This is a genomic window from Desulfobotulus mexicanus, from assembly GCF_006175995.1.
In the GTDB taxonomy this organism is placed as follows: Bacteria; Desulfobacterota; Desulfobacteria; order Desulfobacterales; family ASO4-4; genus Desulfobotulus; species Desulfobotulus mexicanus.
This window is the reverse complement of record NZ_VDMB01000005.1, coordinates 62,426-76,217: the sequence shown is the minus strand read 5'-3', so window position 1 is coordinate 76,217 and position 13,792 is coordinate 62,426. Positions and strand designations below refer to the sequence as shown.

Genomic DNA, 13,792 nt, shown 5'->3' with positions numbered 1-13,792 from the left:
GGCCAAAGTCGAGTCACTGAGTTCATGCAGCGGTCCTTCCTCCCATCGCCCCAAGGAAGAAGGGAATGGCTAGCACAAGCACAGCCGCCATGATGCCAAAGGCCCAGCCATATCCCAGCATCCCCACAAGAATTCCACTGACGATGGGGCCTGAGGCATGGCCCACATCATACAGGGTTCCGAATACGCCCATGGCTGTTCCATAGTGTTTTTCCCTGCAAAGATCCGCCACCAGAGCAGCGGATGAGGATGTGACCAGAGCCTCACCCAGACCGAAGACCAGACAGGCTGCCATCAATGACCAGAAACTGGTCAGAGTGGGAATCAGGGCAAAGGGTGCGGCGCAGCACAGCATGCCTGTAACTATAATGCCATTTCGCCCATGTCCATCGGAAAAACGTCCCATGAGAGGTTTGGCCAGCATGGTCGTGATCATCTGCCCTGCCCAGAGAAGCCCTGCCTCAAATGCGGAAAGTCCTACCACCGTAACGGCGTAAATGGGCAGAAATGCCTCCAGGGCCCCCATGGCCATGTTCTGCACCCCTTCCATGCCTGAAGCTGCGATAACCCTGCGATCCCTGCTCACCTCCCGGATACCTGAGATGAACTTCCTGAACCATGGCTCAGTACTCTGATCCTGTGATTTTTTTTCATCCTTAAGAAGAAAGGCCATGCCAAGCAACAGCGCCAGAACCCCTGTGGCTGCCACAATGCCGTAAATCACATGAAAGGTGGTATCTGATGCTCCATGTGCGCCTCCCATAAGGGACAGGAGCAGGCCACCGACAGGGGCTCCGGCAAGGGTTCCCATGATGGTGACAGATGAAAACCAGGAGAGCATCTCCCCCTTTTTGGGTCCTGCCACATCCGCAACCACAGCCATGGCCACAGGGCCATAAATGGCCGTGGCAAAGCCGTGGAGGAAGCGAACCACCACCAGCATGGTATAGCTTGAAATGAAAAAGTACGCGAAGGGGATGAGAGCAAAGAAACACAGTCCAGCCAGCATGGTCTTTCTGCGGCCAATGATATCTGAAAGCGCTCCGGCAGGCATTTTGAAAAGGATGCCTGTCACAGTTGAAATACCAACGGCAAGACCAATGGCCTCCGGCCCTGCTCCAAGATAGAGGGCAAAAAGCGGAAGAACCGGATTGCGTGCCAGTGCATAGGAAAATCTGGCCATAAAACCAACGGAAAACAGTGCGGTCATAAACGATGCATTCATTGAAACCTCGTACCGTGGAGAGTCCTGTTGTTGCAGCCCTGAAAAAGCCACAATCGCAATTGTGATATACCCCCACCCAAAAAATGTCAATTGACATACTTTTGTATCATGATAAATTACAACTGTGATAAAGAAAAATCTGTTCCCGGTCCTTCAATAAAAAACAATCCTCCCCCCCTGAACTAAGGAGAAAAAAATGCCTGAACTGAACGAACACATTGCCGCAAGCCTGGCCCGAACCGGCAAAGAGTACCGCGAGGTCCACGAATGGATTGACAGTCCGGAGACCAAATATGAGCGTCATGATTTTTCCAGGGTGCTCATCAACGCTGCCATGTTCCGGGAAAAATATGGTGAGGAAGGGGCTCAGGAATATGTCTATCATCTGGTGGATGACCTGAAATGCCGCTTCGGCAAGCAGATTGACAGCCATGTCGCGAATATGAAAGACTGCCTCAGCTATTTCGGTGGGTAAGAGATTCAGGCGGGCCGGGTTGCTTCCGGCCTGCCTTTTACGTCTGAAAAAAGTATAATGATAATTTGAGTTTCGTCGGGTGGGAGGTATCTCATGGTATGGTTCCAAAAAAATGAAGACGGAAATGTCTGTCGTCTGCTGCCCGATGCGGAATCGGAGTATCTTGTCCGCTATCATCACTTCAGGTCATTTCTCGATCATCACCGTATTGCGCTCAGTCATATGGCTGATCTTGATCGGACTTACTATGGCAGCCAGCCATTTACCATGCAGATGGTGGCACATAAATGTAACGATCTCTTCTCCGAAGTCGAATCAATGGTACAGATATTGTCCATGCTATCAACGGAGCAATATGAGTACTTATCCGCTATTTTTCGAAGTCTTTACCGCAGTGTAAAAGATGAGCTGCACTTTGCTTCCCCGACTTCCACAGATCCCCTCACCCTGGAAATCTCCCAGATTGGGGCAGTTCAGTCCCGCATTGTGGGAGCCAAAGCGGCCAACCTTGCCCGCATACAACGCGAGCTGGCTCTTACGGTACCTACAGGTTTTGCCATCACCACCTCCGCTTTTCACTTTTTTTTACAGGAAAACGGCCTCCTGGATAAAATCGACAATGCCTTACGGCATCTTGCCGCAGATGACCCGGCATCCATAGAATCCGTCGGGAAAAAAATTCAGGCCCTTATTATTGAAAGCCCCCTGCCAGCAAAGATTCTCAAGGCTATGGAAGCTGCAACATCCACGTTAAGCAGTGACACAGCAGGCAATATACATCTGGCAGTACGCAGCAGTGCCATCGGAGAGGATGGAGAAATTTCCTTTGCCGGACAATACACATCGGTCTTAAACGTACCCATTGAAAAATTATCCGAGGCTTACAAACAGGTGCTGGCAAGCAAGTACTCGGCATCAGCACTTTCCTATCGCCTGCATCACGGACTGGACGAGCACGAAACCCCTATGGCCGTCCTGGTTTTGAAAATGGTTCAGCCACTTTTCAGCGGTGTGCTGTACAGCGCCGACCCCGTCGGTGAAGATCGTCAATCCATCCGGATCAGTGCCGTCCATGGCCTTGGAGATACCCTGGTCGCCGGAAACATCTCCCCGCAACGTACGTACCGAATCAAAAAATCCACCTTTAACGTCCTGGAGACGGGTGGAACTGATACAAGCGCTCCTTTCCCATCTGAAACACTCTTTCTTCGTGAGCTGTGGGAATCCGCCAAAGTTCTGGAAGATTCTTTCCAGCGGCCTCTGGATATAGAATGGGCACTGGATCATGATCATCGTCTGTTTATTTTACAGGTCCGGCCCCTGATCATAGCTGATGGGACACATGAAAGAGAATATGGAACTGCTACTGAGTATGCAGACCATCCCCTGCTCATCGAAGGCGGGAAGTGTGCTGCAGGTGGTGTCGTGTCCGGACGGGTACTGGTGATGACGAATACGGAAGCCGAAGGTGGTTTACTGAATCCTTATCCGGACACCATTCTGGTGGCCCGCACAGCGTCCACTTCCATCACCCCATGGATGAGCAAAATACGAGGTATCATCACCGATACGGGCAGTGTTGCCAGCCATCTGGCCTCAGTGGCCCGGGAATTTAGTGTACCCGCCCTTTTTGATACAGAGACGGCCACCACCATCCTTGCAGACGGCCAGGAAATCACTCTGTGGGCCAGTCAAATGCGGGTTTATGATGGTGTGGTGGAGGAATTAGCGAAAGGCATGAGACCGGTGAAGCGGCCCATCTTCGCAAGCCCAATTCACCTGAGACTGCAACGCCTGCTGGATTTGATTTCGCCTCTTAATCTGCCAGAGCCTGACTTTCCGCAATTCACCCAGGAAGAGTGCCGAACCGTTCATGACATTATCTGCTACTGTAATGAAATGGTCATACGTGAGATGTTCCATTTCAGGGAGTCCGTGGAACATCTTCAGGGTGCGGTACACCTCAGAACAAGCATCCCCATAGATCTTCACGCTCTTAATCTAGGTAATGGACTGCGCCAGGGTTTAACAACATGTGATGACCTCAATGTGCATGATGTCGTCAGCCGCCCTTTCCGCGCCCTATGGCGGGGACTTTCCCATCCCCGTCTCAACTGGACAAAGACCATCACAACCTCTGCCCGTAACTTCATACCCCGCATAGTGAGTCAGGCCATACCCCAAAAGAACCCTCAGGGTGGAGCCAGCTATGTTCTTGTCTCTGCCGATTATATGAATCTTGGTACCCGCTTCAACTACCACTCCGTTACAGTGGATACACTGTGCGGAACAGATCCGGCCTACAATTATATCAACCTGCAATTTTCCGGCGGAGCGGATGCCTATTACAGCCGCTGTCTGCGAATTCAATACATGGCTGCCGTGCTTGACCGGCTTGGATTTGAAACCAGCACCAAAGGGGATTTCATTGAAGCAAGCCTCACGCGGCTGGATCAAAACCGCATGGAAGAGTCCCTTGAAAAACTCGGGTACCTGCTGGGTACAAGCCAGATGCTTGACCTTACACAGAACACTCTCGAACAGGTGGCTGCATTGGCGGATTCTTTTTTCCAGGATGACGATAAGCTCCTGAACAGTCAAAACGAGAATGCGCCAAAGGGTTTTTATCTGATCACCGGAAACTGGAAAACTGCTGAGCTGAATCTGGAAACAGGAATACTCCAGAACGGTTCCGCCTTCGGTTCACGGATCTCAACCGGTGTTTCACAGGCCATGACAAACCTTATGGGCAAACGTTATCAGGAAATGCTGGACAACATTGGTGCTTACTATTACTTCCCGCTGGTTGCCGCCATGGACAGTAAGATGAACGATGGCAGAGCACGGGTCAGGGTTAAGCCACTGTCTGGAGTCATCGATCAGGCTGGCGGACTGGCCTTTGCCATCCGGGACTGGGACAATTATTTTGTTTTTCGCATCAACGCACTGGAAGACAATGCTATTCTTTTTGAATTCAAAAATGGCAGGCGCATAGAACGGGCAAGTACTTGTACCCCCATTGCTGGAAATCAATGGCACAAGCTGCAGGTGGAAATATCCGGCCACCGGGTTCTGGCATTCCTTGAGGATCATCCCATTCTTGAATACAGCGGAAGTACCAATCTTTACGGTTATGTGGGGCTTTGGACCAAAGCGGATTCGGTAACTTTTTTCAATGAATTCGTCCAGGAAAGACCAGACACAATGCCACAGATTTTTCATATCACCTCCTGAAAGGAAACCGTCGTCATGCCTTATTTCATTTCTCCCCTTGAACTTGAACAGCAGATTTCCGCTGACACTATCACCGTGCTTGATGTGAGACGCATCGAAGACCAGCAAGCCTCACCTTCAGGGATAAAAAATGCGGACTGGTATCCGCCCGAAGATGTCAACTTGTGGGCCGACGGGCTTTCCAAAGAAAAACCTGTAGCCATCTACTGTGTGCGGGGAGGTTCGGTCAGCAGCTCTGTTTACACCGCACTCACAGCCAGAGGGCTGAAGGTTCGTATCCTTGAGGGTGGATTGGCAGCATGGGAGACCCATGCAAAACGATAAGCCTACGGGCAACATGACTCAGCCCTGGCTGCTGTGCATCCACAACATTCCGCCCAAACCGCCTTACCTGCGTGCAAAAGTTTCACGCAGACTGGCGGCTCTCGGGGCTGTTGCCCTCAAAAATTCCGTTTATATCCTGCCCGATGCCGAACCCCAGCGGGAGAACCTGATCTGGCTTGCAAAAGAAATTGTTCAGGGAGGAGGCAAAGCCTACGTCTGCCGGGCCATGTTCGACGGCATTGATGGGGGGGAATATTCCGATGCGGACATCCGCAAGCTCTTTGTCGAAGCCCGCGAAACCGACTACAGAAATCTTGCAGCTGAGTTTCAGGCTGCCTTCAAAAGTCTGAATGCTCCTGCAGAAACCCTGTGCACAGAAGGTGTGATGGGGTGGAATCAGGATCTGAAAACCCGCTATGAAAACATTCTCCGCATCGACTACTTCGGCACTCCGGGAAGGGGCACCATAGAGGGTATGCTTGCCGCCTTTGAGGAATGGCTTGCGGCTGGAACCCGGAAGAGCAGACCGGAAGAAAAAGTCCTTTCTCCCAAGGACTACAGGGGGAGAACATGGGTGACACGCTCCGGTGTCCATGTCGATCGCATTGCCTCGGCATGGCTTATCAGGCGCTTCATCGATCCGGAAGCAGCATTTCGTTTTGATGCCCGGAAAAAAACAGAAAAGGATATCCTCTTTGATATGGTCGAAGGGGACTTTACCCATGAAGGCCCCATGTGCACTTTCGAGGTAATGCTGAAACGCTTTCATCTCGATTCAGATGCAGCCCTTGCCGTACTCGGTGAGATCATACATGACATGGATCTTGACGCTGACGCTCCTTCACGGCCCGAATCCCCAGGGATTCTTGCCTTGCTGAACGGCATATGCCTTGAAACGGATATGGATGAAAAACGGGTTGAAGACGGAAGCAGGGTTCTCGATACCCTGTATGCCCATTTCCAGCGTTCAGGAAGAAATGCCTGAGAGATTCTCTTCCTGCACAGAAAAAAAAGCCGGGTGGTTCTGGCTACCCTGCTGGCCCGGCCCTTAAATTTCCTCATTCTCGATGAGCCAACCAACCATCTGGACATTCAGTCACGGGAGGTACTGCTGGACGCCCTGCAGGCCTTTGAGGGAACGGTGCTCATTGTCAGCCATGACCGCCACTTTCTCCGCTCCCTTGTGGGCCGGGTTTTTGAAATTGACCATGGCCGTATGATTCCCTACGAAGGCAGCTATGACTATTATCTGAGAAAGCAGATGGCGCTGCAGGCGGGCTGAACCTTACCCTGAAATCAGTTTCTGGCATTATAGATAACCCCGCCTTTGCTGCTGTAGCTTTCCAGCACCTCCCGGCCTTCTTCAGCCATGAAATGGCGGATCACCCTGATACCGGCATTTTCCAGATAGGCATAGGAGGCATCAAAAACCGGGCCTTCATCAAAACCGATGGCCCGGGCATCTTCCGCAGCGGCAGCACAGACCACACGGCTGACACCGCTCCAGAGAATGGCACCTAGACACATGGCGCAGGGTTCACAGGAGGTAAACAGCTCCCGCGTTTTGCCCGGCCCATGGAGAGTAAAGGAAGCAAGGGCTTTCTGGGCCATCATGATGGCCACCATCTCGCCATGCAGGGTGGCATTGTTCAGGGGGAAAACCCTGTTGACACCAACCCCCAGAAGCCTGCCGCTTTCCTGATCAAAAATGGCCGATCCAAAGGGACCTCCCGTATCCTGACGCACATTTTCTGCGGCAAGCCAGAGAGCAAGGGCCATTTTCTCTTCATCGGAATCATATTTTTTTTTGGCATCCACCGCCGCTTCCACCCATGGGGGAAGTTCCACAACCACCTGCTGCACAGGACCTTTTTTTTCTTCTGTATGCATAAAAACTTCCTTTATTTTATAGCTTCAGCAAAATTTTCCTTTGGCAAATAGAATACTTTCAATCAGATGCATAGACAACCAGGCCATTTGTCTTATGCTGGAGCGATGACTCTGAAATTATATTATTTCAAGGATTTTCTTTTTTGGAAATCCCAAGTTTACGCATCTTCCCCCTCAGGGTACTGGGATGAAGACCCAAAAGCGCTGCAGCTCCGTCTTCGCCCATGATTTTTCCATGGGTTTTTTCCAGTGCCCTGCGAATATGGCTGCCTGCGGCATCATCAAAGGAAAGAAAAGACTCATCGCTGGTGTTCAGGTGTTTCTCTGTCTGTGTCAGGGCGGGAATCCGGGGCATATCCAACACAAGAAGGCCTGAGTGGAAACCCTTGGCCTGACTCTGAATCAGGCCCCGCTCCACAAGGTTCTGCAACTCGCGGATATTGCCCGGCCAGCTGTGCTCACGCAGAAATTCCATGGTACCCGCAGGGATGTGCACCTTCCTTGTAATTTTCATCTCCTTGCATTTCCTTGCCACCAGATATTCCAGAAGGGCGGGAATATCCTGACTTCTCTGACGCAGAGGCGGAATCATGATGGGAAAGACATTGAGACGAAACCAGAGATCTTCCCTGAAACTGCCCTCTTTGACCATCTGCTCCAGATTTCTGTGGGTAGCACTGATGATACGAACATTGACAGCTATGGTTTCCGTACCACCCACCCGTTCAATTTCCCTGTTCTGCAGTACCCTGAGCAGGCGAACCTGGGCACTCAGGGGAAGTTCTGCCACTTCATCCAGAAAAAGGGTGCCGCCGTCGGCCCTTTCAAAGCGCCCTCTTTTCAGGGCAAGGGCACCGGTGAAGGCTCCTTTTTCATGGCCGAAAAGCTCGCTGTCGATGAGGCCTTCGGGAAGCCCGCCGCAGTTAACCTTCACAAAAGGACCTGCATTTCGGGGAGAAGCCGTATGCAGGGCATTGGCCAGCAGTTCCTTGCCTGTGCCGGTTTCTCCCAGAAGAAGAACAGGGCTTTCCAGGGGAGCCACCTGACGCACCATCTGCATCACCTCTTTAAGACCAAAGTCGGCACCGATGATTCTGTCTCCGGAAATATGCCTCAATTCTTTATGGAGATAGCGGTTGTCCTCTTCCAGCATTTCCTTCAGACGGACAATTTCCTCATATTGCAGGGCATTGGTGAGGGCAATGGAAAAGGGTTCATTGAGCATGCCCATCAGCTCCGCATGGCTTTCGTCATAGCGGTTACAGCCTTCGGCAGCCAAAAGCAGCATACCGATCATGCGGGATTCCATAATCAGTCTGGTCCGCAGCACAGAAACTTCTTCGGGCCAGAAAATCCGTATCAGCTCCTGAATACAGGGGTCCTCTTCCCTTGCATCATTGAGAATGCCAAAGGAAAAATCCGTTCGCCACTCTTCCGCAACCCTCGGAACGGCGGCCTCGGGTATGGGAAAAGACAGGGGAACCTTTGGCCAGTGATCCGGGCAGATGCGCACAATGGTGCGGCTCATGGATGTTGCCGGATCAAAAAGCCCGATGTGGAGGGCATCCGCAGGAATGACCTTCTTTATATAGGCAAGGGTATTCTCCATGGCCTTATTAAGATCCAGCCTACCGCAGATTCTCAAGGTGGCTTCCCGAAAAAAAATATTTTTATTCACTGCCACGAAGCATCCCTTCCATGTCCCAAAGTGTCAAATATGAAACATTTACCATAAAAAGCCAAATATGACATGCCAAAAAATCATATATGACATATTATTAAATAGCCATTGCATATTTCCCCCGGAAATTCAGCATGTTTTTTTTGGCACACAATATGCTTAGTGCAATAAAGCCTTATGCTACCGACCCGAAAACCCGTTTTCATTCAGATGTAAAAAAATTCGGGAGTGGAAAAAATCATGCAGAATATAGAGATCATACGCATATGCGCCTTTAATGAAGCGTCCAGAGAGGAGGCCGTCATCAAGGCAAGGGAGGTCATCGAAACCTGTCACAATGGCGGCGAAGGCGTTGCCATATGGACCAGCACGGATCAGAGTACGGATATGCTGATTCTCCTGAAACGTAAAGGAGATATCCCCATAAAATCCTATTCCATGGAAGGTCTTCAGATAGCCGATTATTTTTCCCGCTTTGGCTGGATCAGCCACTCCCTGTGGCAGGATATCGCTCCCATGGAAGAAAAAACCAGCGGCTGATGCCTGCCCGGCAGAGGCATTCTGACTGTTTGTAAGTAACACTGAAATCGTTATGAAAAACCCCATTTTCATATCCCGTATCACCTATGTTTTTCTGGAGGGAAACATGTCTGTTCTCAAAAACCTGCAAAATATGCGGGGCCATCTCATCCTTTTTATTATCCTTCTTTTTACCCTTACAGCCTGCAGCCAGTCTGAAGAATCGCCACAGGAAGCAAAGAGCGCATTTCGTCCGCCTCCCCCCGCAGTTACCACGCTGACGGTAAAGGAAAGGGATGTAAAGGTTTTCAATGAATATCCCGCCCGCATCCATGGTGCCCGTCAGGTACAGGTAAGAACCCGTGTGGAAGGAATTCTTCAAAAACGCCTTTACGTGGAAGGCCAGCTTGTCCGGGAAGGAGATGTCCTCTTCCGGATTGATCCGGAACGCTATGAAATTGCCCTGCGCCGTGCGGAAGCGGAGCTGGCCAATGCCGAAGCCAGCCATGCCGATGCCAGCCGTGAATGGCAACGATCCATCACCCTGTATGAAGCGGATGCGGTGAGTGAACGCACAAGGGATCAGGCCATGACGGCACTGGATCTGGCAAAAGCCCGGCTGGATCTGTCAAAGGCTGCCATGGACGAAGCCCGCCGCAATCTGGGTTATACGGAAGTCCGGGCTCCTTTATCCGGCGTAACGGGTATGGAAACCCTTTCCGAAGGTAATCTTCTGGAGTGGGGCGCTCTTCTCACAACCATCACCCAGCAGGACCCGGTACATGTACGCTTCTCCCTTCCCGAAGACGACGCCGCAATTCAGGCTGCCGCCCGCAGGGCCATGGGAAAGACCGAGAGCGATATGCACCGCTACGAAGCCACCCTTATTTTTTCCGATGGCGCAGAATATGCCCGAAAAGGGGAGCTGGATTTCACGGCCAGCATCATAGACTCAAGAACCGGCACGGTCACGGCAAGGGCCGTTTTCCCCAACCCGGAAAACCAGCTCATGCCCGGTCAGTTTGTCCGCATCCGGGCACAGCTTCAGAGCTTCAAAGATATTTTCATGATACCCGAAGGTGCCGTCACCCAGGGTCCTGCAGGACCAAGGGTCTTTGTGGTGACAGATGATAATAAAGCCCTTTCCCGTAATGTAACCATGGGTTCTGCGGTAAATGGAGAACAGATCATACTGAAAGGCCTTGAAAGGGGCGACCGTGTTGTGATTATGGGGCAGGTTTCCCTCAGGGAAGGCATGGATGTTTCCGCCACGGAAAAAAGATCTGAGGAGGCACTCTGATGTTCCGATTCTTCATTGACAGACCAATTTTTGCATCGGTTATATCCATTATTATTGTACTCTCCGGTGCCGTTGCCCTGAGTATGCTGCCCGTGGAGCAGTATCCCGATGTGGTACCGCCCCAGGTTGTGGTCACCGCCATCTATCCCGGTGCCAGTGCGGAGGTAATGGCCCAATCCGTGGCTGCCCCCCTGGAGCAGGAGATCAACGGCGTTGACAACATGATCTACATGGAGTCAACGGCCATGGATGACGGATATCTCCGCATCGTCATTTCCTTTGAATTCGGAACAGATCCGGATCAGGCCACCATCAATGTCAACAACAGGGTTCAGGCAGGCCTTGCCAAGCTGCCCCAGCAGGTGAGAAATCAGGGTGTTCGGGTAGAAGCCCAGTCCACCAACATTCTCATGGTGCCGGTTCTTTATTCTCCGGACAAAAGCCTGAACACCCTGTTCATGGCCAATTATGCCCTGCTCAATGTGCTGGATGAACTTGTCCGTCTGCCCGGCGTGGGGGACGCCTCCCTCTTCGGGCGGGATGATTATTCCATGCGCATCTGGCTGAGGCCGGACAAGCTGGCCCAGTTTGAGCTGACTCCTTCCGATGTGGCAGCCAGCATCCGGGAACAAAATGCCCAGTTTGCCGCAGGCCGTCTCGGTGCGGAGCCTTCCCCCGCAGGTCAGGCCTTCACCTTTACGGTGAGTACCCGCGGTCAGCTTACAACGCCGGAGGAATTTTCCAGAATAATTCTCAGGGCCGATGAAGACGGCGGTACCCTGCGCCTTGGGGATGTGGCCCGTGTGGAGCTGGGCGCCCAGAGCTATGCGGCATCTGCTTCCTTCAACGGAGATCCTGCCGTGCCCATGGGGGTTTACCTCCAGCCCGGTGCCAATGCCCTGGATACGGCCACAGCGGTTCATGATACATTGAAAAGACTTTCAGGATCTTTTCCGGAAGGCCTTTCCTATGTGGTACCCTATGACACCACGGAATTTGTTGAAATATCCATTAAGGAAGTCTTCATCACCCTGATTGTGGCTGTTTTGCTGGTTATTCTTGTCACCTTTCTTTTTCTGCAGAGGCTGCGTGCCACCCTCATTCCCGTAGTGGCCATCCCAGTATCCCTCATCGGTACCTTCACCGGTATGCTTCTGCTGGGTTTTTCCGTCAATCTTCTCACCCTTTTCGGTCTGGTTCTGGCCATAGGTATTGTGGTGGACAACGCCATCATAGTCCTTGAAAATGTGGACCGGCTTATCCGTGTGGAAAGAATGAACGCCAGAGATGCCTCCGTAGAAACCATGAAACAGGTGGCAGGTGCCGTTGTTTCCTCCACACTGGTTCTTGTGGCTGTTTTTGCCCCTGTGGCTTTTCTGGGGGGCATGACGGGCGAGCTGTACCGGCAGTTTGCCGTTACCATTGCCGTTTCTGTAGTGGTTTCCGGTGTGGTGGCCCTTACCCTGACCCCTGCCATGTGCGCCATTCTTCTGGACAGACCGGCACGCAAGGTTTCACTTCCCTTTGTGATCTTCAATAAAGCCTTTGACCGCCTGACTCTGGGCTTTACCCGGATGGTGGCCCTTTTACTCCGTAACACTGTCATCGGTGTTCTTCTTTTTGCCGGCATCATTGCTGCCACCCTTTATTATCTCGATCGTATGGCCTCAGGCCTTGTGCCCCAGGAAGATCAGGGCGTTGCCATGCTGGCCTATTACCTGCCCCCTGCATCGGCACTGCCAAAAACCGTCGCCGTCAGGGAGGATCTCTCCCAGAGGATTACGGGCCTTGAAGAAGTAAAGGAAATTACGGCCATTGCCGGTTATGACATGTTCGCAGGCTCCCTGCGCACCAATGCAGGCATTGCCTTTGCCAACCTGACGGACTGGCGGGATCGCGGGGAGCCGGGTCAGCATGCCCAGTCCGTGGCCGGTAAAATCATGGGCATAGGCATGGGAGTTCCCGAAGCAAACGTCTTTGCCTTTACACCTCCCCCCATACAGGGGCTTTCCCTGACGGGTGGTGTGGAAGGTTACCTCGCAGTGCGGGGAGATATTACAGCCAAAGAAATTGAAGCACTGGGACAAAAACTCATGGCTGCAGCCAATGCCCGGCCCGAACTGATGAATGCCCGCATCACCCTTGATACAGGCATTCCCCGCTTCCATGCGGAAGTGGACAGGGAAAAGGCCAGAGCCATGGGTGTACCCATCAACCATATCTTTGAAACCATGCAGAGCACCTTCGGCTCCCTTTATGTGAACGACTTTATCTTTGCCGGCAGAAACTGGCAGGTAAACATGCAGTCGGAAAAGGATTTCCGGAGCCAGCCCGAAGACCTCAGCAAGGTTTTTGTCCGGTCCAGCCACGGAGAAATGCTGCCCCTAAGCTCCCTTGTGACACTGGAGCGCACCTCCGGTGCGGACATCATCAACCGCTTCAACCTCAATACCGCAGCCCGTTTTATGGCTGATCCTTCCCCCGGATACACCTCGGGTCAGGCCAAGGAGACCATGGAAGAACTGGCCTCCGAACTTTTCAATGATGGGAATATCCTCATCGGATGGATAGGAGAAGCCTATCAGCTGGATGCCGGCGCAGGGTCGGGAATGCTGGCCTTTGGCATGGGTATTTTGATGGTCTTTCTGATTCTGGCAGCCCAGTATGAACGCTGGAGCCTTCCCATTGCGGTTCTTTCCGCAGTTCCCTTTGCCGTTCTGGGTGCAGCTCTGGCTTCTCTGCTCAGGGGTTTTCCCAATGACATCTACTTTCAGGTGGGGCTTCTGGTGCTCATAGGTCTTGCGGCCAAAAACGCCATCCTCATCGTGGAGTTTGCCGCCCAGAACAGAAAAGCTGGCATGACTTCCATGGAGGCAGCCGTTGCAGCGGCCCAGCAGCGTTTCCGGGCCATCATCATGACAGCCCTGACCTTTATCATCGGAACCCTGCCTCTGGTTTTTGCAAGCGGTGCAGGTGCCGCCAGCCGTCAGGAAATCGGAACCGTTGTTGTGGGTGGCATGGTTCTGGCCAGCTCCCTGGCCCTGATCTTTGTGCCTCTGGTCTACAAGCTGGTGGACGACTGTGCTGGCTGGTTGAAAAAAGGAAAAAAAGGGCAGGGTGTATGAAAACGAAGACCCTGAAAGG

11 protein-coding genes are annotated in these 13,792 nt (G+C 52.2%); 8 read left to right on the top strand and 3 right to left on the bottom strand.

Annotation, left to right across the window (positions count from 1 at the left end):
- Nucleotides 1–22: 22 nt before the first annotated feature.
- Complete coding sequence (locus FIM25_RS05715; RefSeq protein WP_139447206.1) at nucleotides 23–1,225, bottom strand: MFS transporter; 1,203 nt, start codon at nucleotides 1,223–1,225, stop codon at nucleotides 23–25.
- Nucleotides 1,226–1,421: 196 nt separating this feature from the next.
- On the opposite strand from FIM25_RS05715, the gene FIM25_RS05710 reads away from it, so the two are divergent.
- The 5 genes from FIM25_RS05710 to FIM25_RS05690 all read left to right on the top strand — a co-directional run bounded on the left by FIM25_RS05710 (nucleotide 1,422) and on the right by FIM25_RS05690 (nucleotide 6,540).
- Nucleotides 1,422–1,700 carry a hypothetical protein gene (locus FIM25_RS05710; RefSeq protein WP_139447204.1) on the top strand — a complete coding sequence of 93 codons (279 nt, stop codon included), beginning with the start codon at nucleotides 1,422–1,424 and terminating at the stop codon, nucleotides 1,698–1,700.
- Between the two features lie 93 nt (nucleotides 1,701–1,793).
- Entirely contained in the window at nucleotides 1,794–4,934 is a 3,141-nt protein-coding gene (locus FIM25_RS05705; RefSeq protein ID WP_139447202.1) for a PEP/pyruvate-binding domain-containing protein, read from the top strand.
- Nucleotides 4,935–4,949: 15 nt separating this feature from the next.
- Complete coding sequence (locus tag FIM25_RS05700; protein WP_139447200.1) at nucleotides 4,950–5,258, top strand: rhodanese-like domain-containing protein; 309 nt, start codon at nucleotides 4,950–4,952, stop codon at nucleotides 5,256–5,258.
- Nucleotides 5,245–6,243 carry a chromate resistance protein ChrB domain-containing protein gene (locus tag FIM25_RS05695; RefSeq protein WP_218961298.1) on the top strand — a complete coding sequence of 333 codons (999 nt, stop codon included), beginning with the start codon at nucleotides 5,245–5,247 and terminating at the stop codon, nucleotides 6,241–6,243. Before FIM25_RS05700 ends, FIM25_RS05695 begins: the two co-directional genes overlap by 14 nt.
- A gap of 33 nt (nucleotides 6,244–6,276) precedes the next feature.
- A complete protein-coding gene (locus tag FIM25_RS05690) occupies nucleotides 6,277–6,540 on the top strand; it encodes a hypothetical protein (RefSeq protein WP_246052031.1) in 264 nt (87 codons plus the stop codon).
- A 14-nt stretch (nucleotides 6,541–6,554) separates the two neighbouring features.
- Here the strand turns inward: FIM25_RS05690 and FIM25_RS05685 are convergent, their stop codons facing one another.
- Nucleotides 6,555–7,148 carry a nucleoside deaminase gene (locus tag FIM25_RS05685; RefSeq protein ID WP_139447198.1) on the bottom strand — a complete coding sequence of 198 codons (594 nt, stop codon included), beginning with the start codon at nucleotides 7,146–7,148 and terminating at the stop codon, nucleotides 6,555–6,557.
- A 127-nt stretch (nucleotides 7,149–7,275) separates the two neighbouring features.
- A complete protein-coding gene (locus FIM25_RS05680; RefSeq protein WP_218961296.1) occupies nucleotides 7,276–8,832 on the bottom strand; it encodes a sigma 54-interacting transcriptional regulator in 1,557 nt (518 codons plus the stop codon).
- A gap of 237 nt (nucleotides 8,833–9,069) precedes the next feature.
- Here FIM25_RS05680 and FIM25_RS05675 point away from each other — a divergent pair, with 237 nt between their 5' ends.
- From FIM25_RS05675 to FIM25_RS05665, 3 genes are read left to right on the top strand one after another with little or no spacing between them, the layout of a single operon-like run.
- Nucleotides 9,070–9,369: a hypothetical protein gene (locus FIM25_RS05675; protein ID WP_139447196.1), complete on the top strand. Its 300-nt coding sequence runs from the start codon at nucleotides 9,070–9,072 to the stop codon at nucleotides 9,367–9,369.
- 52 nt (nucleotides 9,370–9,421) lie between these two features.
- Nucleotides 9,422–10,648, top strand: coding sequence for an efflux RND transporter periplasmic adaptor subunit (locus tag FIM25_RS05670; RefSeq protein WP_218961294.1), 1,227 nt, complete (start codon nucleotides 9,422–9,424; stop codon nucleotides 10,646–10,648).
- Nucleotides 10,648–13,773 carry an efflux RND transporter permease subunit gene (locus FIM25_RS05665; RefSeq protein WP_139447192.1) on the top strand — a complete coding sequence of 1,042 codons (3,126 nt, stop codon included), beginning with the start codon at nucleotides 10,648–10,650 and terminating at the stop codon, nucleotides 13,771–13,773. The genes FIM25_RS05670 and FIM25_RS05665 overlap by 1 nt, the downstream gene beginning before the upstream one ends.
- The last annotated feature ends 19 nt before the right edge of the window (nucleotides 13,774–13,792 follow it).